The 19,717-nt window shown below is 46.2% G+C and carries 18 protein-coding genes and 1 pseudogene; 11 read left to right on the top strand and 8 right to left on the bottom strand.

Annotated features, from left to right (window positions below; all coding sequences use genetic code 11):
• The first annotated feature begins 175 nt into the window (after nucleotides 1-175).
• The 5 genes from LQK91_RS21415 (at nucleotide 176) to LQK91_RS21395 (ending at nucleotide 5,672) form a co-directional block, all read left to right on the top strand.
• On the top strand, nucleotides 176-685 hold the full coding sequence (locus tag LQK91_RS21415; protein ID WP_105100146.1) for a hypothetical protein: 510 nt from the start codon (nucleotides 176-178) through the stop codon (nucleotides 683-685).
• Nucleotides 686-771: 86 nt separating this feature from the next.
• Nucleotides 772-1,308, top strand: a complete 537-nt coding sequence (locus tag LQK91_RS21410) for a phospholipase D family protein (protein ID WP_105100145.1) — start codon at nucleotides 772-774, stop codon at nucleotides 1,306-1,308.
• Between the two features lie 133 nt (nucleotides 1,309-1,441).
• The gene (locus LQK91_RS21405; RefSeq protein WP_105100144.1) at nucleotides 1,442-1,696 is read left to right on the top strand and encodes a RepB family protein; all 255 of its coding nucleotides are present in this window, start codon (nucleotides 1,442-1,444) and stop codon (nucleotides 1,694-1,696) included.
• Nucleotides 1,697-1,980: 284 nt separating this feature from the next.
• Nucleotides 1,981-2,913 (top strand): plasmid replication initiator RepA, encoded by a 933-nt coding sequence (repA, locus tag LQK91_RS21400; protein ID WP_105100143.1) that lies wholly within the window; start codon nucleotides 1,981-1,983, stop codon nucleotides 2,911-2,913.
• 965 nt (nucleotides 2,914-3,878) lie between these two features.
• Nucleotides 3,879-5,672 carry a DUF4209 domain-containing protein gene (locus tag LQK91_RS21395; protein ID WP_105100142.1) on the top strand — a complete coding sequence of 598 codons (1,794 nt, stop codon included), beginning with the start codon at nucleotides 3,879-3,881 and terminating at the stop codon, nucleotides 5,670-5,672.
• Nucleotides 5,673-5,856: 184 nt separating this feature from the next.
• On the opposite strand, the gene LQK91_RS21390 is transcribed toward LQK91_RS21395, so the two are convergent.
• The 3 genes from LQK91_RS21390 to LQK91_RS21380 form a co-directional block, all read right to left on the bottom strand.
• A complete protein-coding gene (locus LQK91_RS21390) occupies nucleotides 5,857-6,741 on the bottom strand; it encodes a hypothetical protein (protein ID WP_146257633.1) in 885 nt (294 codons plus the stop codon).
• An 89-nt stretch (nucleotides 6,742-6,830) separates the two neighbouring features.
• Nucleotides 6,831-7,202, bottom strand: a complete 372-nt coding sequence (locus LQK91_RS21385; protein ID WP_105100140.1) for a hypothetical protein — start codon at nucleotides 7,200-7,202, stop codon at nucleotides 6,831-6,833.
• A gap of 393 nt (nucleotides 7,203-7,595) precedes the next feature.
• Nucleotides 7,596-8,489: a RepB family plasmid replication initiator protein gene (locus tag LQK91_RS21380; protein ID WP_105100139.1), complete on the bottom strand. Its 894-nt coding sequence runs from the start codon at nucleotides 8,487-8,489 to the stop codon at nucleotides 7,596-7,598.
• A gap of 297 nt (nucleotides 8,490-8,786) precedes the next feature.
• Here LQK91_RS21380 and LQK91_RS21375 point away from each other — a divergent pair, with 297 nt between their 5' ends.
• From LQK91_RS21375 to LQK91_RS21365, 3 genes are read left to right on the top strand one after another with little or no spacing between them, the layout of a single operon-like run.
• Nucleotides 8,787-9,164, top strand: coding sequence for a S24 family peptidase (locus LQK91_RS21375; RefSeq protein ID WP_105100138.1), 378 nt, complete (start codon nucleotides 8,787-8,789; stop codon nucleotides 9,162-9,164).
• Between the two features lie 59 nt (nucleotides 9,165-9,223).
• Nucleotides 9,224-10,483 (top strand): translesion error-prone DNA polymerase V subunit UmuC, encoded by a 1,260-nt coding sequence (gene umuC, locus LQK91_RS21370; RefSeq protein ID WP_105100137.1) that lies wholly within the window; start codon nucleotides 9,224-9,226, stop codon nucleotides 10,481-10,483.
• Nucleotides 10,484-10,524: 41 nt separating this feature from the next.
• Nucleotides 10,525-10,782, top strand: a complete 258-nt coding sequence (locus tag LQK91_RS21365; protein WP_105100136.1) for a DNA polymerase III subunit theta — start codon at nucleotides 10,525-10,527, stop codon at nucleotides 10,780-10,782.
• A gap of 107 nt (nucleotides 10,783-10,889) precedes the next feature.
• Here LQK91_RS21365 and gapS1 read toward each other — a convergent pair whose 3' ends face one another.
• From gapS1 to LQK91_RS21350, 3 genes are all read right to left on the bottom strand, one after another.
• Nucleotides 10,890-12,419, bottom strand: a complete 1,530-nt coding sequence (gene gapS1 / locus LQK91_RS21360; protein ID WP_425590772.1) for a GapS1 family protein — start codon at nucleotides 12,417-12,419, stop codon at nucleotides 10,890-10,892.
• Between the two features lie 159 nt (nucleotides 12,420-12,578).
• Nucleotides 12,579-13,895, bottom strand: coding sequence for a DUF1173 family protein (locus tag LQK91_RS21355; RefSeq protein ID WP_105100134.1), 1,317 nt, complete (start codon nucleotides 13,893-13,895; stop codon nucleotides 12,579-12,581).
• Between the two features lie 82 nt (nucleotides 13,896-13,977).
• Nucleotides 13,978-14,571, bottom strand: coding sequence for a recombinase family protein (locus LQK91_RS21350; protein ID WP_105100133.1), 594 nt, complete (start codon nucleotides 14,569-14,571; stop codon nucleotides 13,978-13,980).
• Between the two features lie 293 nt (nucleotides 14,572-14,864).
• On the opposite strand from LQK91_RS21350, the gene LQK91_RS21345 reads away from it, so the two are divergent.
• Entirely contained in the window at nucleotides 14,865-15,755 is an 891-nt protein-coding gene (locus tag LQK91_RS21345) for a FitA-like ribbon-helix-helix domain-containing protein (RefSeq protein WP_146257632.1), read from the top strand.
• Between the two features lie 152 nt (nucleotides 15,756-15,907).
• Here LQK91_RS21345 and LQK91_RS21340 read toward each other — a convergent pair whose 3' ends face one another.
• On the bottom strand, nucleotides 15,908-16,492 hold the full coding sequence (locus LQK91_RS21340; RefSeq protein WP_105100131.1) for a DUF2726 domain-containing protein: 585 nt from the start codon (nucleotides 16,490-16,492) through the stop codon (nucleotides 15,908-15,910).
• 269 nt (nucleotides 16,493-16,761) lie between these two features.
• On the opposite strand from LQK91_RS21340, the gene LQK91_RS21335 reads away from it, so the two are divergent.
• Both LQK91_RS21335 and LQK91_RS21330 read left to right on the top strand, forming a co-directional pair.
• Entirely contained in the window at nucleotides 16,762-17,445 is a 684-nt protein-coding gene (locus LQK91_RS21335; protein WP_009093278.1) for a ParA family protein, read from the top strand.
• A gap of 56 nt (nucleotides 17,446-17,501) precedes the next feature.
• The gene (locus tag LQK91_RS21330) at nucleotides 17,502-17,843 is read left to right on the top strand and encodes a molecular chaperone (protein ID WP_105100130.1); all 342 of its coding nucleotides are present in this window, start codon (nucleotides 17,502-17,504) and stop codon (nucleotides 17,841-17,843) included.
• Between the two features lie 604 nt (nucleotides 17,844-18,447).
• On the opposite strand, the pseudogene umuC (LQK91_RS21325) reads toward LQK91_RS21330, so the two are convergent.
• Nucleotides 18,448-19,717 (bottom strand): annotated as a pseudogene (umuC, locus tag LQK91_RS21325) (translesion error-prone DNA polymerase V subunit UmuC).

Below are 19,717 nucleotides of genomic sequence, written 5' to 3'. Positions count from 1 at the left end.
CCGCCGCGCTGGAAGAACTGCAGGAGGAGACATTTGATTATCGCGACTATGACATGACGCCGGAGCGGGATGACCGCGCAATGATGAACGACGAAGTAAACGTGATGCGCCACGAGCGCAGCGAACCCGAACCTGAGTTTGGCCATAAGCCCCAGAAGACGATGGAGTAAACCTTATGATCGTATTACTTGCAGCCACTACCGCGATTGTTGCCCTGGTAATGCTGTTCGCCTGGATGCCGGAGATTCGGGAGCCGGGCCTGTTGTTACGCCGCTGGAGTAAGGGCGCAGACGGCCACTGCTCGGCTGCTATCGATAAGGCCGTGGATAGTGTGATTACAGGCTTTGCGGAAGAGCACGCGCTGCCCGACGTAGATGCGTCACGCCTGCGTGACATGAAGTCGCGCCCGGGCATGATGCCTGTAACCATGCTGCTGCATCCGCAGCTGGTCAGGCGGGAGAACGGGCGCTTTGTGCGCGGGCGTAACCTGACCGCCGTCATGACAGCCACGGGCGTCAGCGCGCTGGTACTGCCGCCGCTCGCCGGCATGGCGCTGCATGACGTGAGCCTGAGCCTGCTACCGCTGCTGAACGTGGCCGTATTTTTCACAGGCGTACAGCTGGTCCGGCAGACCTATTCAGATCTTAGCCTGCTGAACGTTCTGGTGACGGGTAAGCCTGACTGAAAAGAAATGGCCTGCCGCCCTGCGGTTGGCCGGTCCCTCACGTCCAGGATTGAAAATCCTGCACGCTCACGACCCTGGAGAAAACCATGAAAACACCCACCCTGCCGCTGCTGCTGAGCGGCCTGATAATGCTTGTACCGGCAGGCCTGGTAAACGCCGCGCCCGGAGTGAGCGTGGGCTTTTCCCCCGAAGGCACCGCCGAAGCGCTGGTACTCAGCATCATTGAAGAGGCACAGGCTGAAATCCGGCTTGCCGGCTACAGCTTTACTTCACCTGAAGTGGCTTCTGCCCTGATAAAAGCAAAAGCGCGCGGCGTGGATGTGCGCGTTGTGCTCGATAAAAAGGCGAACCAGAGTCGTAACAGCCAGTCGGCCATTAACCTGCTCGCAGCGCACGATATCCCGGTTCGTCTTAACGGGCAATACGCCGCCCTGCACGACAAGTTTATCGTCATTGACGGACGCACGGTCGAAACCGGTAGTTTCAACTACACCCGCTCAGGCGCCCGGCACAACAGCGAAAATGCGCTGGTCATCGGAGATATGCCGGTGCTTGCCGAGCGCTACCTCCGGCACTGGCAGTCCCGCTGGGATGCAGGCACGGCGTACATGCTGTCTTACTGACCCACCGTTTTAACCGTTCGTAAGGCCGGAACAGCTCGTTCGCCAGCGGCTGTGAGGCATCACAATTGAAGATTTTTACTGATTTGGCTTATGCTATGCTGCGGAAAGTCTTATTTTATAGCAGGGTACGAGCATGAGCCCCCGTGATTCAGTAACATCAGCTCCCGCAAAGAAACGCACTCGTAACAGAGAGCAGCCAACGCCTCATAAAGAACGCGTTCGCGCCTATAAGGCGAGAAAACGCGAGACACATAAAGAAATTAATGTGTATGTCAGACCTGAAATCAAAGAGGTTCTGGTTGAGCTTTGTGAGTTAAAGAAAGTAACCCAGGCTGAAATGCTGGAACTATTGATTGAGGCTGAGGCGCGTAACAGTAAATTACTGTAGTAGGGGTGACTTTATTGCGGTAAACGTTTCTGAGTGATAGATTACGGACAGTTAAGAATTTAAGGCTGGCCACGCCGGAATGTGGCAGGGATCTGAAGCGGCAGTGCCAAATCAGAAAAGAAAAAACCCCGATAATCCCTGAGTTTGGCGACCGCAGGATTAACGGGGTTTCACTATCGTTCTGTACAGGATTATTGCCCTGTGCAGGGAGTATAGATTTATGGCCAGAAAAAGACAATCCGTTCTGGGCTTACTCCGCCTGCGCAATATAAGCGCCGGGCGGTATGCATAAGCAGCACTCCCTCAATTCATTATCACGACCTGACAATCGCCACCGTGGCGACCATTCGACCGCCTGCAAATGCTCTAATCCAGAGTGGTTCGCACCAGTAGGTTACCGGCGTCTTCCCGGACAGATGGGGCACGCTATGAGCCGACTCGTGTTTAAGGACAAACGTACCGGTAAAATGACACTGCGTCAGCGAATGTCACGCCATCCCTATTTTGTGCAGCTCCGCGAGGCAGCAGGACGTAAACGCGATTTTCGGCCCGAGAAACAGGCGCTGTATGACGCCCTTTGGCCGCTGTGTGTCCAGCGTGCGGATCTTGCCACCTCTGTTGTGACATTTAATGGCAGCAAGCTGGCCGATGAACTGAGCCCGAAAGATGAAAACGGCAGCGTTATTCCTGAAACGCGGGTTGAGCCCAGCCGGCTTTCACGTCTGTTTGAGGAGTGGGAGCGCTATGGCCTGATTGAACGCCCCGACCTTGAAATGGACCCCGTGACCGGCTACTGCATGCCGCGCCATATCGTGCTGACTGACCGGTTTTGGCAGCTGTGCGGCATTAACATGGACAAGTTTCTGGCGGAGCGTAATGAACGGCTTGCCGCAGAGGCTGACGGCATTATTGAGCCGGGAACACACGCCTCTGTTCGTGCCGCGCGCCGGCGCTGGTATGAAAATATGCGCATGGCCACGCTGATTAGTCGCCGGGATAAAGCGTCCAGGCAAAAGCGGCGCAAACGGCTCAGTAAACTGCCGGTCGATGACAGACGTAACGCAATGGCCAAGCTACTGCGCGCGCGTCCGATCCAGGAGTGGAAAACGCTTCCCCCGGAAGACTTTGATCGCCTTGTCTGGAAATGTCTGCGCCAGCTGGAGCTGGGGCTCGACTATGAGCCCGTGCTGCCTGAAGTACCCGATATAGTCCACTGACATACCCGCTCTTTTTTAACCGCCTTGACTGGCGGTGAAGTCGTTTGTCCCGGGCGCGGAACGCCCTCGTTTGTGCCGGTAATTCTACCGGAAATCAGTAAACTGTGGCCGCGACGTTACTGCGGCCTTTTTTAATCACAGATACCCGCAATTAACATCAGAAAATTACCAGCAACTACTGTCAGGGCTACGCGCAATACAGTCCTGACTTACATCAGAAAGAATAATCAAAATAATAAATAAGGTTTTCATGCAAGCATCTTGCGGGGATAAATTTAATGACTTCGCTCGTAGCGGCCGCAGGCGCCGCTCAGAACCTAAAGTAGCTCGCGCCGACAGGCGGCGGGCAATAAATATTAGTTACATCATTCAACAGTTATTCCGTTTAACACCATCCGAGCAAAAAAAGAAACCACGTGCCCCTCTCCGGCAAACCCCGGAGCCGGACCTGTAACCCGGTTGCCCCCACTGACCAGCCCCGGCCGCCCGACCCGAAGGGTCGGAACTGCAGTGGCTGATAAATGGGTGTTGTAACTATAAGCTCGGAAGAGCTGTAAAAAGCTGCGGAGTTTTTCTTTCGTCTGCGACCGTCTAACTTCTGTGCGCCTACGAGACCGCTGCTTAAACGGCGTCTTGCAGGGAATAGTTGGATTTGCGCGATATATGTATCAAGAAGCGGCTGCGCCGCGCTACCGGCGCCGTTTGGCTGCAGAATGGTATGCTGTACCGGCTGACGCCTTCATGCCGCTGCGCGGCATACAGATGGCTCGCGCGCACGGCTTACCAACATGGAAACATCACATGCTATGGATGCTTTTTGTCAAAGCGCACTTTGATAAAGTTACTTTATGTTGTTAGATGGGAAACGCATCACTACCTATCATCCTAAAAATTGAGCCTAGGCATTCAGAAAAATAAAGAAATAATGTTCTTCAAATCTATGATTGTAAGGGGCAGGAATTGCTATGACTGATATTTTGGAAGATGAAGTTTTACGTTTTATCGCGGAAATGGATGAAACTATGGTGGAGAATAGCGATAGCTATTTCTCTATGTACGTATTCCTGGCTACTAAGGAAAAATATTACACGGAGCGTGGAGAGTCTTCTCTGGCTAATGCTGCTGCAGTCCTTGCCATGTGCACCCACATGGCTCTTGATGCGGAAAGTAGAAACGCTCCAATTATATCAGCTGTGGTTTTCTCTGACAGGCGTTCAGTTTCCCCAGAAGATTTGTCGCCAGAGCAGAGGGCTTTCTTAGGAATGCTATATCCACAACTTGCCAATGGCCTGCTAAAGTCACGCATTGCAGAGATTGCACTGATGCTTGATACGCCCCGCCGATGGGACCTAGTTGATGAGATCCTTGAGGGATATTTGATTGAATCACTCTCTGAAGAAGCTTGGTATACGCATCAGCAGACCTTCTGGACACGTGTGGTGACACTATCGCGACAGTTTAGGAAAACAACGCCTCTCAGACGCATTGAGTCACAAATCCAGCAATATATCGATAATCATATGCCTGAAAACCCTGGCATTTGTTTATCTCTATACAAATTTATTCATGAGCAGAATCTTTTAAATTCTAATGCCAACAAAAATGCAGCTGGTCTCATGGCATTCGGATCATATGAAAAATCGAACAAAAATTTCTCATTAGCCGAACATTTTTTTTCTCTGGCTACTGAGTTTTATAAGCGTCAGCGGAGCGTTACAGAACAGTTAACTGCATTGTTTGAAAGCGCAGAATGCCTTTTTCTTGATGCGGAGAATCGTGCGCAATTTAGCGATCAAGGAAATCTTATTGCCAGTGGCCTGTATGAAAGGGCATTACAGCGCTATCGTCTTATACCAGCAGCACATCGGAGTCTTACAGGCGCGAATGTCCGGATTGAGGAATGCTTGAGAAGAGTGAGAATGCATGGCGAACTTTCCTTAGAGGAAATGCACTCATTCCAGCTACCGCCGACCGACTTAACCGAATTAGCTGAATTTTCAATCAATCATGTCCGGGACAAAGAGGATATTTTTAAAGCTAGCCTATATTTCGTCGGTTTAAACACTATAACGGTTGAAAGCCTGCAGGATGATGAGCAGGAGCAGTTTCGTATTTCCGACTTTTTTGGGCAAGTTTTTCTGTCAGGAGATGGAAGGGCTATTAATCGCACCGAAACTGCTGGCAGCGACCGTGCTTGGATTCGTCAGATGAAGTCCTTCGACTTCTCTCTCAAAATTGCAGTCGCTGGTAAAATTTTGCCCGCAATGCACCAACTTCTGCAGGAGTATAATTTCGTAATGCGCTTCTTTGAGGAGCTATGTCATTGCTCTCCGTTGATCCCCGATGACAGACTTCACTTAACAGCAAGAGGACTGTATCTTGGATTTGAGTATCGTTTCTCTGAGTCTATTCATCTGATTTCACCACAGGTGGAATTCATGGTAAGAAATCTGCTTAAACAAGCCAATGTTAGAACCAGCATGATTGATGAAGCAGGTATCGAAAACGAAATAGGCCTAAGTTCTCTTTTGGGCAAACCTGAGGCGCAAAGCTTGCTGGGTAGTGATCTACACTTTAACCTCGTGTCTTTGTATACCGATCCTCTTGGCGCAAATATCAGGAACTATGTGGCGCACGGATTGCTCAACGATGATTCGTCGCAGAGTGACGCAGTAGTATATGCTTGGTGGCTTTATTTTAAAATTATTGTCATGTCAGTTACTCAGGCACCTCTTTTTAGGATTTTGCAACCTGAATAAGAATACTGGACGTGCAGCCACGATTAAAGATGATAACATTTTATACATGTTTCCATTAAAAATCTGCTTCTGTTAGTTATTGGCAGTTCAGAAGGAGTCACTGTATCGTTCCTCATGTTAGCAGTTAGGGAGCTGGCAGGATAAGGTTATACTGCCAGAAAAATCACACTTGCATAAAAGCATATTAAACATCTAAATCTTCAAAATTCAATGCTGATAAGTAATCTTGAATATAAAAATCTTTTTTTTCACAATAGTTTTTTAGCAAAAGCCATATATTTATATCGTATTCATTACTATCAAGGCAGTTGCTATATACATGCCTACTATGTTCATAATCATCATCTGAGATACAAACTTCTGTACGAATCATTAATTTTTTAGCTTCAATCTCTTGAACAGAACTCCAGATATCACGATTGTTTTTTTCTTTACCAAACGCACTGCAAACCTCAGCAAAATCAACATATAATGATTCATTGTCGATCCTATAAACTCTGTAAGGGTGATTTGATCTGGCCAATCCAGTTTCGAATACCTTTCTTGAGTATGGTGTTAAATTTAAATATTTTTCGATAGAAGAATTAAATGATTTCACCAAATCTTCCAATTCATCTGGAGCTGTATCATGATTGGAACTCCAAATGGTTGAAAGAAGGTTTTTTAAGTTTGATACCTTTTTAAAGGTGTTTCCTTTTGTATAGTCTTTTAGACTCAATAACAGCTTATCAATAACTAAGTCTTCAGAAAAAATACGCTCATGCTTGTTTTTAATGGTTTTTAGTGAAGGAGCATCGTATTTAAATACATCATTTGTTGTAACATGATGTTCATAGCACAAGAGCATCAGATTATTGAAATCGCGCCTTTGTTCATTTGACATTCCTTTATTAAACCTCTCACCTCCAGGCATTGCTGCTTCAATATGACAAATTTGACCTATGAAATTTCCAGACAAATCTATCATTAGATGAGTACAACCAGGGAAATAACATATATTTCCAGAAAGAGAAAATAATCGTCTTAAGGTTTCGGAAGTGGGCGCTAATCTTTTTGGTTCTTCTGACATAAAACTTTCCTAAATTAAATTTAATACTGTTATAAAAAAGAGGTGAAAATACGGTTCGTTATTTTATTTTTTAAAACTTTAGCGTTAACTTAGACGCCATGTACCGATAGTAGCCTATCTATCTCTTTACCATGACCTACTCGAAAATCAAAAGTATACGTACAGCCTTTAGTAGCCAGAACTCGATACAGCTCGTAGATAAGGTCCCGGTTAGGTCCCTCGCCAATTTCAGCCTTTTCCAGCGCCAGCGGTGAGGCGCTAATGAATACTACATAGTGCGGGCAATTAAGCTGCAGCACAGCATCAATCATGCCCTGAATCTGGCTGCGCTTATAAGTCGTGTCTTCGTAGTTAAAGATGAACGGCGTTTTCCGGGATCCCTGTTCAATCAGTACGCGCGCAAAGCCAAGTCGAGTATGCGGGTCACCACTACCTGTTACGTATATTTGAGCTGTTTCCATTCTGACTAAGCACTCCATACAAGTTATGTTGATTCATACCCTGAGCTGGCCAGGATTATAAACGTCATCTTCATGCAGTCAGTTTCATAAAGGCGGTTACTTTCATAAGTAATCTCATTTACATCCTAGTACAGCGGTTACTTTCATAAAACACACGTCAAAAGCGGTCACTTTCATAAATTTTCGCTCACCAAAACACCATTTGGGCGGCTTTTGTGGAGCACACTGTGTCCTGTAGAGCCTATCTTATGAAAGCACCCTACCTTACCGGCACTGATTTATGAAAGTACCCTACTCTGCGAGGAGGCCTTATGAAAGTACCCTACCCTACCCTACCCTGCGCAGCAGTCGTTATGAAAGTGACCGCGCTAAAAGTTATTATGAAAGTGACCGCTATTTTTTGGCTGCACGTCCAATCGCCTGAAGTTTAGGCGAACGGCTGTTGATAACAAACATGATTTCCCTGCCTTTTTTGTACTCTGTGACATCGAGATAACCAATCCTGACCAAGTCAGCCAGCGCGCGCCTGATAATGGCATTCTGATCTTTTATCTGCGATTCAAGAGCAAGGCGCTCACGAAAGCGTTTCATTGAGATATACAAAGGGCCGCCAGGCATGCTTTCCAGATAAACATAAAGTGACTGTGCGGCCTCTTTGCGTGACAGTTCTGAAAGCGCTTTTAAGCCGAGTAAAACCTTATGATCGTAACGATATAACTCCCACAAGCTACTATCACCGACTATCTCTACCTGGTCAGTTTCATAATCAAGAACGGCGCGTTGAACCAAATGCGTTACCAATGACTTTTTAGAGTTTTTCCCACGAAAAGAGAGAGTTACACTTGAGAGATTAAAAAGTGAATCATGCAGGCGTGCCCTGGCTCTTCCATTGATATCAGTAGGTTTTAGGCCGCACATTCGGGCGAATTCAGAGAAAGGTAACGTGATTTTTTCGCTGTTATAGCCATACTTTGAAAAGGCAGAAATTACACCTATCCATGTTTTAAAATCAGTGGACATGCTTAGCTTTGCCCCCTGGATTTTAATATCGGTGTAACCTTCCTGTCTTGCTACTTCCAGACTTGACAGCTCTTCAGAAGCATCGATCAGGAAGTCGCGTTTACCCTTTTCTTTGGGTGCGACAGGTGTGAATACGCTGAGGCGAAGTAGCGCGACAGGCTGAACCGACTTATTGCTGTTTGGCGTCAGTTCATAACTTGTGTTGGACTCTTTTTTTATGATGCAAAAAGGACTTTCTATCTCGCTGTTTTCCTGAGTTTTTTCCATTTATCCACACCTAGTGAGCAAATAACATTCAGATTTATGAAAGTAACCGCCTTCGGGTTATGAAAGTAACCGCCTAAATTATGAAAGTAAACGCTTTTCTTATGAAAGTAACCGCTATACTTATGAAAGTGACCGCTCAAAGTACTGTTTTTTGTCTATCTATCATTAGGTTACAGAAGCGGTGATCTTTATTGATCTCTACTTGATCTCTATATGATCTAAAAGAATTGATCTATCAAATGGATATGTGGATAAAAATTTATCTAAACCCTTAATTTTAAGGATATTGGAGCTGAAATGGCTTTTCAAAACCCAGCACAAAACTTTGCAGAACAGCGACTCAATCTGGGTGATCTGGTCACACTATCTCCTCATTCAACGTTCCTTGTGCGTAGCGACAGCAGTTATCCAGAAGCTGGAATATTGCAGGGCTCAGTTCTGGCCATTGATCGTGCACTCATGCCACAACATAGACACATCATTGTGGCTGAGGTTGAAGGAGAGCTTGTACTTCGCAGGCTGCTTATGAAACCTGTTCCAGCCCTCCAAGAGCTAAGAGGCGATGAAACCATTACTTTGCTCGATGAAAGTCAGGAGCTACCTGTCTGGGGCGTTGTAGCCTATGCACTTAATGACATTGCAGGACTAGGTTTCAACCATCCGTCTGAGCACTGATACCAACAAGCTATGAGGTTTGCTATCAGTTATGAGCGACACTAAGTCGGAGATTAAAGATGTTTGCACTGGCCGACGCCAATAATTTCTACGCGTCCTGCGAAACGGTGTTTCGTCCCGATTTGCGAGGTAAACCCATATGCGTAGTCTCCAACAATGATGGCTGCGTGATTGCCCGTTCTGCAGAAGCTAAGCGTATGGGTATTAAAATGGGTGCTCCGCTTTTCAAAAATGAACGCTACTTTCGGGAGAATGGCGTCCATATCTTTAGCTCTAACTACGCTCTGTATGGCGACATGTCTGCCAGAATGATGGCTATCTTGGGTGAAATAGCACCAGGCCAGGAAATTTACTCGATAGATGAAAGCTTTCTGGATGTCAGCGGCATTTCGTCGTATATGCCTCTGGAAGACTTCGGCTTGCTGATACGAAATCGAGTGAAGAAAGAAATAGGACTGACGATCGGTGTTGGTTTTGGCCCCTCAAAGACACTGGCGAAGCTTGCTAATTTTGCTGCTAAAAAATGGACGCAAACAGGCGGTATCGTCAATCTAACAAGTCCGGAGCGCCAGAGAAAATTACTCGCACTGGTAAGCGTCGATGACATCTGGGGAATTGGTGGCAAATTGAGTAAGCGACTGCATACAATGGGTATTAGTACAGCGCTCCAGCTGGCCGATAGTAACATCAGCATGATCCGGAAAAGCTTCGATGTGATAGTTGAGCGTACGGTTCGCGAACTCAACGGTGAATCCTGTTTGGCTCTGGAAGATGCCCCGCCGCCAAAGCAGCAGATTGTTGTGAGCCGCAGTTTCGGACAACGTGTAACCAGTATCGAAGACCTGCAGCAGGCTGTCGTAACATATGCCACGCGTGCCAGTGAAAAGCTCAGGGAACAGGGCTCTAAGTGTCAGCACGTCAGTGTGTCAGTCAATACAGGACGATACGGGAACGAACCACAGTATGCCAACTCTGCCGCTATGACATGCGAATATCCAACCAGCGACACACGGGACGTTATCGGTCTGGCATTGGGAGCTCTCGACGCAATATGGCGTGAAGGTTACCGGTATGCGAAAGCGGGTGTTACGTTAGGGGATTTTTATCAGTCAGGTGTTGCACAGCTGGACATGTTCAGTCAGCAGCTGCCACGCGCAAACGCGGATGCTCTGATGGCGGCTGTAGATAAGATAAACCATTCCGGCCTTGGTAAAGTATGGTTCGCTGGACAGGGAACAGACAATGTATGGAAAATGAAACGCGAGATGCTTTCACCACGTTACACCACATGCTTGAGCGAAACTCTGAGAGTAAAATAAAGAGTGTGCTTTAAGATCAACACCAAAAAAGGACCTAACAGATGACAGAACGCAGTGAGCACAACATAGCAAAACGTTCAGCCGATGAGCGTGAACGAGTCAACATTGATCTGGCTGCTTCCGGCGTTGCATATAAAGAACGTATGAACAAACCAGTATTGGCTGCTGAGGTTGAACTCAAGCAGCCAGAAAAGTGGCGTGAATACTTTCGCGAACGTCTGGCATTTTACAGAAATGTAGCTCTCCAGTTCCCTCGTGGGAATGATCCTGTGTATGTAAAGCATGAAGAAGATAAATAGCCTTTCTTCTCTTTTGCCAGAAGTACCGGAGCGCTGTTTAATTATCATTTAATCCGCACTTCGGATTGATATTTTTAGTGTATTTTCCTAAGCGTTTTTATAAATTGTTAGTCCAGAAGGCCTGAAAGAAGTTGCTTCCTTATTTCATTGTACGCTCGCGCACCCCCATCCCAAATCTTGGATGCATAATTAATTTTCGCGTAAACTTTCAAAAACTCATCATGATTAGCTAATAAGTCTTTATGAATGGTTGACTTGGGTGGTAACAACTCATCTATGTGCATTTGAAAATTCATTTTTTGCGTAGCCGAGTTATGGTCGTTTTCTACGCAGCGATCAATAATTTCAGTTATTGAAATATGATTATGACTACAAACTTCTAGCAAATTTTCAAATTCATCAATGGTTATGTAGTAAATTCTATCCTCAGGTATTGGTAGCTCTCCAAGATCACTTATTATATTTTTGAATATATCATTACTGATAAATGAAGAAATAAATTTACCTGTAGAAACATAATGATCTTGCTGCAAGATTATAATTAGGGAATCACGAGGGTTAGATTTTCTTTTCTCAATGTCATTAATGATATTTGCGCAATACTGACCTTTTTCCAAACCTTCAAGAAGATTGGCTTTAAGTTTGTTTTTTAACTGATTAGCTATAATTGAATCTCTTAAGTGCCTGTGCGGCATAACAGCTTTAGAATCGATAAAAACCTTTGCATCATTCTCTTGAATTAAATAATCAACAACTTTACCCGTTTTCTTTTCATCTCGATAAATTTTGTTTAACTCTTTTTCGGTCACTACAGTGCTAAATGTATTAATTAAGAGTTTTTCAAGATATTTCTCTACAATCTTTCCAAATTTTTCACCATACTTTCCTTTCAGGTTTTCATTGAATAACTCAGGAACTATCGCACTAAATCCTGCATTCATGACTGTTTTAGATAAGACAACAAGTCCTTGTTTTTCAAGTATTAAAGGTTTGTATATAAAAGGTGTCCGCTCAAAATATTCCTCTACATTCCAGCCTTCTCGTGCATGTAGGAATACGAAATCTTTGATTTCACTGCGCCGAATAGAAACTAATTTTAAGAAAGCATGCACTTCATCTACGCCAAAAAGAGGAACAAGAAATATGATTATCCTGTCGATATTCACTAGGCTCGACTCACTATTTGTATCAAGCTGAAAATAGAACATAAGAAAAAAAGATATTTTATAATAATTTTCAAGACCTAAACCTGTCAGTGACTTAAAGTTGTCTCTAAAAAACGGTGTATCACTTTTACAGTACCAGCTATATTGACGGGAAAGCGCCAGCGCAAATGTTTGCAATCTTGTTTGGTAGAATGTTTGGTTTATTATCATCCTCCGCATTTCCAGTATTACTCCTGCATCACTTTCAAATTTAACTGCATCTTCTGTAAGTTGGTATATTCTATTAATTATTTTTGTGAACTCTTTTTGAGACATGTCAGAGGCGTAGGTCTTCTGTTGGGCAGAAAACTTCCATTTTAAAGCCAAAAAACAGCACCATGGAAAGTTCATGGTTATATTGTTTTGCTTTCTATAAATTTGGAAGTGTGAAAATAAACAGTTGAGAAAAGAATCGTTCGTGTATTTTCTCATTTTTTCACTTATAGCTTCAGCTCGTTCAGCGTAACGGCTTTTAGTGCTTATTAATGGATACATTTTTTGTCCCACTCTGGTAATTGGAGTTAAAGTAGTTGTTTGAAATTTGTTTTTTTATTTTTTTCATGAAGAAATAAAACTAGCGTATCTTAACGCTTAGCCCTTAACAGGAAACGCTGGAATCTTATTTAAAGAATCAGCTTCATGAGCGTCCCAGCTCCACCAGTTCCCTTCGCCATACTCATCCTGATAGAGCTTCAATTTCTTCGCTTTACGCGCGAGATAGTCTGGTGTGGTCATACCGAATACTTCAAGTGGTACGGCGTCTAAACCAGGTACATCCAGAAGCAAAAAGTCAGGAAACACATCTGCCTCGCCGTCATAGCGCAAAGGTTTACTGAACTGACGCTTTTCTTGCCAGAGTTTCTCCTCAATGATGCCTTCCAGTGATGAATCGAGGGGAATAAATCTGGGGCTAACTGTCATCAGTGCCGCATCAATGACGGTACAGGTGTTATACGGAACAGGTTTGCCGTCTCGCTGCCTGAATTTTTTTATCGGTGGTTCGGTTTCAGCTATCAGCATAACTTTTTGCCCCCGACGCCAGTCACCCAGTTCGCGGGCAAAGCTTCGGTTGAGTCGGCCAATAAGATCTGCAGGTACATCAAGAGACGGAAAGCCTGCGGCTTGATTGAGCGGCAGTGTGCCGTCCAGGCTGCTTCCCTCCCCGTTTGTGCAGGGTTTGAGATAAGTGATCATGATTAACCGCTTGTTCGATGAAGCGGCCGCATCTATCGTTGCCCAGTTATTTTTTATCTCCTGAGTGCCGGGTCGCGCCATTATGAGTAGGACTGATTTCAGAGACGTTTTACCCACGCTGATTTTTTCTGCCATTTGCTTCAGGCGCCATGCGGCCCAGGCGTCGTCGCGTGTACGCTTGTCAAAATTAGGGTGCCAGTGGTTGATTTCTGCCTGTTCCCACATGAAATGAAGGAGGCCGAGGAGGCGCATGGCTGGCTGACGCCTGCGTTTTCCCCCGCTTTTAGGACCGGATGGCTCAACCGCATCGCGCTCCGTAAGCTCTTTTTTCTGTAACCCGGTAGGTAGCTTAATACGGAAATAGCCCGGAGAGAGTGTCTTAACCACGTCAGAGGTGTAAATATCACCCTGCTTTTCGTCTGCCCATATCGAATAAAAACGGCAGTCAGGTGCGTGCTCTGAACCACTGTAAGACCAGCGGGCCAGCCAGTAGTTGTCATGCGTTGATGAATAGCAGGCTTTCAGACGGCGGCGGTTTTCTCCTTCATCGTTCTTAATGCACTGACAGGTAATAAGCGTGGTTGCCTTATTTTGTCGAGCAAACTGGATGTAGTGTTTGAACGTGTCCACCTGATCCTTCTGAAATGCAGCATCACACTCCACAGTCTTTACCTGACCAGTAAAGCAGACAGAATATGTTTTAATTTCTGACATCGTCGCGTCCTCTTTCAATCATGGCGAGGCTAATAGTGTTCCAGGAGTCTGTTTGCCTGCCATTTCTGTATTGAATCCTGTTTTATGTCCCTTCTCCGCCTTGGCGTGCTGCTTTAACCCTGAGTATGGTCTGACGGGTCGTCTCAAACTCACGAGCAATTGCACTGATGCTGGCTCCTTCATCAATTCGTAAGAGCACAGCCTGCTTTTGTTCCTCATTAAGCGCAGGAGGACGGCCAAAACGTTTGCCGGAGGCTTTTGCCCTGGCAATACCGGCATGAGTGCGCTCAATCAGCAAATCACGTTCAAACTCTGCTACAGCTGAGATCACCTGCATTGTCATTTTGCCTGCCGGGCTGGTCAGGTCCACACCGCCAAGTGCAAGGCAATGTACGCGTATTTCCGATGCTGCAAGTAGCTCGACTGTTTGCCTGATATCCATCGCATTGCGGCCGAGACGATCGAGCTTTGTGACAATCAGGACGTCACCATTTTCCATCCTGTCGAGGAGTCGCATAAACCCAGGGCGTTCTGCAGCTGCGACCGAACCGCTGATGTATTCCTCAATCAGCCGCCGTGGCTGAATAGCAAAACCTGCAGCCTCGATTTCGCGACGCTGGTTTTCAGTATTCTGTTCCAGGGTTGAAACCCTGCAGTAGGCAAAAACTCGTGACATGGCGTTACTACGTGTACTAAAAGGGTGTACTAATCATAAAGCATGTACTAAATAAAAAACACTTACTTTCGTACAGTCACGGCAATATGTGTCCGAAATCGACCGTTTTAGTACATGAGCGTAAAGATTCGAAATCTCATTAAATCCAACCAGTGCCTTACCATTGGGTTCATTTTGATATCAAAATGAGGTCATTTGGTTTTTTGTTTAATTTTTTCTGTTTTTATGTTTACCTTGACTCATCAGACATTGCTTTCCGATGCCTAAAGGCTGAAATGAGTTGAGAGAACTATATGGCTAAAATCCAGGTAAGAAATTTTCCAGATGAAATTTTTATGCGCGTCGAAGCAGCTGCGGCACGGGCTGAACGATCTATCGAAGCAGAATGCCGTCTGGCACTGATTGAAAAATACAGGCCAGCGCAAGAAGAATCGCTTACACATCGACAAAAATGGCGCAAAGATGTCGCGGCAAGGCTTGCATTTTTATTTGAAAGATTGCGTAGCGACGGGTTCTTTGCTTGGGATGAGCCTTCGGATGTAGCACACATTGCACGACGAGCAGGAGAAGCTTCTCCTGCTCTTTTATTTGACTGTTTTGATGGCCTCGATGACCTATCTTTTGAACTGGCTGACCGTTTGTCAGATAGCTTCGGTTTTAATCAGAAATGGTTGTTGAGTGGAGATAGCACTCCCTTTCCAGCATATAATATTGGTTCCTCTTATCATGACTTTTTTGCCCAACCAGAAGAAGGTAAATTTTCATGGGAATTATACCGAGTTTCAGGAGGGCGGCATGATGGAGAGTTAATATGCCTGAAGGTTGATAATGACAGTGGAAATAAAACTCTGGGTTACATTTGTGAACATTTTGTTTTAGCAGATGGAATGGGCGGCGGTGGCCGTGGAAATCTGGAATCTTTTATTGAATTTCTTAAAGTAAATTGGCATAAATTTTCATCATGTATAACAACATGGATTTATGAGGCTGGAAGCAAAGGGACTGATTTTGGTCAGCATCATCCTATATTTTATCAGCGGTTAATGTCGCGTTCTTCTGGTAAATGGCTTACAGATATTTTCGAAGGGCGCCGTCCTGGTGAATGGCTAAAAGAATTTGACTATGAGCTTAATGATATAAAAAAATTACCTTATGGCAGAAAGGATGAAAAGGTAAACGGTTAAAACTTCACGGCTGGCCATCTGGCTATCAGAATTGGCCAGTTCCACAGGATAAAGCAATGCATACTGCATCAAGAACTGAAGCGGCACCGCAGGGAGCTGCGGCGCGTGCTTGATGAAAAGAAGAGACGACTTCACTGGTGGTGCCACTGAAGTCAGACTGCTCTTGCGTGCAAATGGTCACTGATGACTCTAATATCAGCATCTGTATAGCTAGAAGATAGTTCTATAAAGGCAATCCCTGCATTGCTACATGCTTCACGCTTAACCGCGTCACGTACGATGGCATCGTTCTTAAAATGGCCACTGCCATGATACTCAACGACGGCTATCGGCTGCCCAGACCAGTCTATGATCACGAAATCTGCCCGCTTGCTGTTAATCGCCAGGTAAGCCTGCTTGTCATCTGAGCCAAGAATCTCACCGAGTGATACTTGGGAGAACACGCGATAGCCACGGTGTGACGCTAAAAGCAGCTTTTCAAGTCTGCAGAAAACGCCGTACTCACTTTTATTCATCAGCGGGCGTTTATAAAATTTGTTGCCCCTGACTGTAACCAGCTGGCGTTCGGCTACAGACTGCTCCCTGACAACCTCCGGTGCACGGTCATAACTTTCACGCTTCGGTGGCTGATAATCTGTTTTACGTCTGTATACATCCCCCTTCCTTTTACGTTTTCCACCCCAAATCAGGTAAGCGACCACCGCGATAGCGATCAAAAACCAGAAAAACATATCCATATAACTTCTCCAAAAAACTGAAAGGAGCGCAGGTATCTTGCTGAGATAGCCCCCGCCTGTAAAACCCGATTGTACCCCTCCCCTGCCCCGGTTCGAAGAGCAATGCTAATGAATATGCGTGCTATGTTTGTGTATATCTAACACATCTTTTAAATACTAAAAATGTACATTTTTAGTATTCGTAAGGTATTCTTTGTTGCACTTCAGTGAGTGTACTGATAAGGTGCCAAACAGATACTGAAAATGTACATTTTAGGGGTGGGGAAGGTATGAATAACGCATCAAATCCATACGCGGGAAAAGTTGTAGCGGTAGCAATCAAAAAGGGCGGCACGGGCAAATCGCTTATCAGTCTGAACATAGCGCCCGAGCTTAAGCCTGATACTTTTTATGACACTGACCCTACTCCGGCCGTGACAACATTCAATGGCTTCCGCGATGAGAATATTCGGTGGAATGTAGTCCGCCTCACCGACGACATGGAAAATGTCGTGGACCGCTTTATCGCCGATGTTCTGGAAGCTAAAGAGAAGGGGCAGACCGTACTGGTTGACTGTGGTGGTTTTGACTCCTCGATCACGCGTGCTGCAGTAGCGCTTGCTGATCTCATTATTTCTCCGCTGAAGGATGACCCGTCCGATATTCTGGGCCTTCACGAATTCAGTAAGGTACTGGATGAAATCTCGGCTGAGTTGGGCGAGAAAAAAATCGCTCATGTGGTGATGAATAAGGTCCCGCCAAATCGACGCAATTACAGCGACATCGATAACTACATTGCCCAGTTCGATAATCTGGTTCGGATGGAGACGGCTATTCCAATGGATAAAGCTGCACCGCAGCAGTTTGGTCAGGGCATGGGGGTTGTTGAGCATATGACAACACGCTACAGCAATGTTGGTAACGCTATGCGCTCTCTCTTTTTAGATATGCGCAATGCAATAGAAAAGGTATGATTAAGGTATTCAATGAGTATTGAAAATGTACTTTTTAAATATGAATGGTGTATCTGATGGCTAATCCTAAATCAGCAATGTTCGAACGTATTTCACAGCTCTCAAAAAACGCACCTTTGCATGAAGCAGGGAGTTCTGCATCAGCTGAACAACAGCCTGTCGCGGCCGAAGCCGTCAGGCCAGCAGAACCAGAGAAGCAGGTTGAAAACGAATCCTCTGGTCCACGCCGGAAAGCAAAAGCTGTGCGCAGGGCTAAAAACGTTCAGATCCCGGAGGACCTGTGGGACGCGTACGACTCACTCAAAGAGCGTAACGTCACATCCCTGCTGATGACGCCTTATATACTTGAGGCGTTTCGCGAGAAGCTTGCACGCGATGGCGCTTTCGATAGTAAATAAGGCTTAATAAGGAGGCCACTTACTGAGAGGCTTCCTGTTTAATTGAATGTTTATTACGTACTAAAAATGTACATTTTGAATACTCTTTATGTGCTTTAAATGTATTGTGTTAGTGCTTGCACCTAAGCTCGTGGCTGGCATCAGTCCGAACGCTTACAGAGACGCTCAGGGCCCTGCGAACGCCGGATAAAGAGGATGTATAAATCAACTGTTAATCGAGATGTACAGGTTATCCTGGAGTGGTGCCCCGGGAATTTTGATTACCCAGCGCGCAGATATGTTCATATGTCATGTCCGCAGAAAACAGCCCGCGTTCGATAAATGCCAGCAGCGTCTTAACTATGGTGACAAATTGCCGTGTAGCCGCTATTTCGTCGGAAAAAACCAGGACCTTTTATTCGCCTACTTAATGAGTTTCACTAGGCAAACTCACATCTGTGAAACGGATGCGTGGTAAAACTCCCGGCCTGCAGTTGAGTTCGGCTTGGAGGACGGGCACAGGCGCTAGGCATGCCAAACTAAGCACTGTCAGTTTTATTAGTCAGACATAATCAATGTCTATTACGTGTTTAATATGTACATTTTAAATACTTAATGTGTGCCTTTAACATACCTTTGCAACTGGTAGCTCTTTCCAGTTCGTCGTCCATGCTTTACTCAGCATTTCCCGTTTCATCTTCCAGTCAGGGTCGAAACCTTTACCCGCAAAACCTATGCTAAAACGCCCGGAGCGGTTCATCGAATCCATCAGGCTCATCAGTGCTTCACTGCCAGCACGCGGCGTCTCGTCATCAAACAGGTTGAGCTGCGCCACGCCGTTCGGTCGCAGCTCGCTCAGCATGATGCCGGCTTTTGCATAGCGATAGCCCGGGCGCCAGATGGTATCCAGCGATTTCACTGCTGCCTCGATGATGTTCCGCGTGTCCTGTGTGCCCACGCGAAGCTTAACGAATGCCGTGTTGCCGTAGCGTGGCTGCCCGGTGTCGAAAGGGGAGGTGCGAATAAACACAGAGATGTGGTGGCAGAACTGCCTGTCTTCGCGAAGCTTTTCCGCCACGCGTTCTGCATACGCGCAGACGGATTGTCGCATTGCGTCATATTCCGTGATGCGTTCGCCGAAGCTGCGGCTTACGACTATCTGCTGTTTAGGCGGGGGCGCATCTTCCATTGGGATGCAGGATTCGCCGTTAAGCTCGCGTACCGTGCGCTCCAGTACCACACCGAAATTCTTGCGGATGAAGGAAGGGGAGGCGCGTGCCAGATCGAGCGCCGTTGTCACGCCAAGCAGCTGCAAGCGTTTTTCAAGCCGCGAACCCACGCCCCAGAGTTCACCCACGGGCTGACGAGACAGCAGCTTTTCGGTCCGCCCCGGATTGCCTGGCGTGAGTGCCAGCACCCCGCCAAACTGGGGCCATTCCTTACCGGCCCACTGTGCTGACTTCGCCAGGGTCTTCGTTGGCCCAAGCCCGACGCCGACCGTCAGACCTGTGCAGGTCCTGACGCGCGCCCGGATCATGCGGCCAAAGTCCTCATATGGCATAGCCATTTCCATACCCGTGCAGTCACAGAACCCTTCGTCAACCGAATACACCTCCAGCCGGGGCACCATCTCCTCGATGCAGGACATTACCCGCGTGCTCATCGAGTGATAAAGCGCATAGTTGCTTGAAAATATATGTATTTTCTCAGGGAAGTGCTGATTTTTTATCTTGAACCACGGATCACCCATTTTCACGTATTTTTTGGCTTCCTTGCTGCGCGATAACGCAGCCGTCATTGTTCGACAGGATGGCCACCGGCGCATTTTTCAGGTCGGGCCGGAATACCTTCTCCGCGCTGGCGTAAAAGCTGTTCACGTCAATCAGGCCAAACAT

It is taken from the genome of Pantoea sp. MHSD4 (genome assembly GCF_021043305.1).
Classification (GTDB): domain Bacteria; phylum Pseudomonadota; class Gammaproteobacteria; order Enterobacterales; family Enterobacteriaceae; genus Pantoea; species Pantoea eucalypti.
The sequence above is the reverse complement of the archived record's forward strand: the minus strand, read 5'-3'. Positions and strand labels throughout refer to the sequence as shown.

Excerpts from the sequence above, each read along its gene's own strand:
- LQK91_RS21415 (WP_105100146.1), top strand. The coding sequence starts at position 176 with ATGATCGTATTACTTGCAGCCACTACCGCGATTGTTGCCCTGGTAATG.
- LQK91_RS21410 (WP_105100145.1), top strand. The coding sequence starts at position 772 with ATGAAAACACCCACCCTGCCGCTGCTGCTGAGCGGCCTGATAATGCTT.
- LQK91_RS21405 (WP_105100144.1), top strand. The coding sequence starts at position 1,442 with ATGAGCCCCCGTGATTCAGTAACATCAGCTCCCGCAAAGAAACGCACT.
- repA (WP_105100143.1), top strand. The coding sequence starts at position 1,981 with ATGCATAAGCAGCACTCCCTCAATTCATTATCACGACCTGACAATCGC.
- LQK91_RS21395 (WP_105100142.1), top strand. The coding sequence starts at position 3,879 with ATGACTGATATTTTGGAAGATGAAGTTTTACGTTTTATCGCGGAAATG.
- LQK91_RS21390 (WP_146257633.1), bottom strand. The coding sequence starts at position 6,741 with ATGTCAGAAGAACCAAAAAGATTAGCGCCCACTTCCGAAACCTTAAGA.
- LQK91_RS21385 (WP_105100140.1), bottom strand. The coding sequence starts at position 7,202 with ATGGAAACAGCTCAAATATACGTAACAGGTAGTGGTGACCCGCATACT.
- LQK91_RS21380 (WP_105100139.1), bottom strand. The coding sequence starts at position 8,489 with ATGGAAAAAACTCAGGAAAACAGCGAGATAGAAAGTCCTTTTTGCATC.
- LQK91_RS21375 (WP_105100138.1), top strand. The coding sequence starts at position 8,787 with ATGGCTTTTCAAAACCCAGCACAAAACTTTGCAGAACAGCGACTCAAT.
- umuC (WP_105100137.1), top strand. The coding sequence starts at position 9,224 with ATGTTTGCACTGGCCGACGCCAATAATTTCTACGCGTCCTGCGAAACG.
- LQK91_RS21365 (WP_105100136.1), top strand. The coding sequence starts at position 10,525 with ATGACAGAACGCAGTGAGCACAACATAGCAAAACGTTCAGCCGATGAG.
- gapS1 (WP_425590772.1), bottom strand. The coding sequence starts at position 12,419 with ATGAGAAAATACACGAACGATTCTTTTCTCAACTGTTTATTTTCACAC.
- LQK91_RS21355 (WP_105100134.1), bottom strand. The coding sequence starts at position 13,895 with ATGTCAGAAATTAAAACATATTCTGTCTGCTTTACTGGTCAGGTAAAG.
- LQK91_RS21350 (WP_105100133.1), bottom strand. The coding sequence starts at position 14,571 with ATGTCACGAGTTTTTGCCTACTGCAGGGTTTCAACCCTGGAACAGAAT.
- LQK91_RS21345 (WP_146257632.1), top strand. The coding sequence starts at position 14,865 with ATGGCTAAAATCCAGGTAAGAAATTTTCCAGATGAAATTTTTATGCGC.
- LQK91_RS21340 (WP_105100131.1), bottom strand. The coding sequence starts at position 16,492 with ATGGATATGTTTTTCTGGTTTTTGATCGCTATCGCGGTGGTCGCTTAC.
- LQK91_RS21335 (WP_009093278.1), top strand. The coding sequence starts at position 16,762 with ATGAATAACGCATCAAATCCATACGCGGGAAAAGTTGTAGCGGTAGCA.
- LQK91_RS21330 (WP_105100130.1), top strand. The coding sequence starts at position 17,502 with ATGGCTAATCCTAAATCAGCAATGTTCGAACGTATTTCACAGCTCTCA.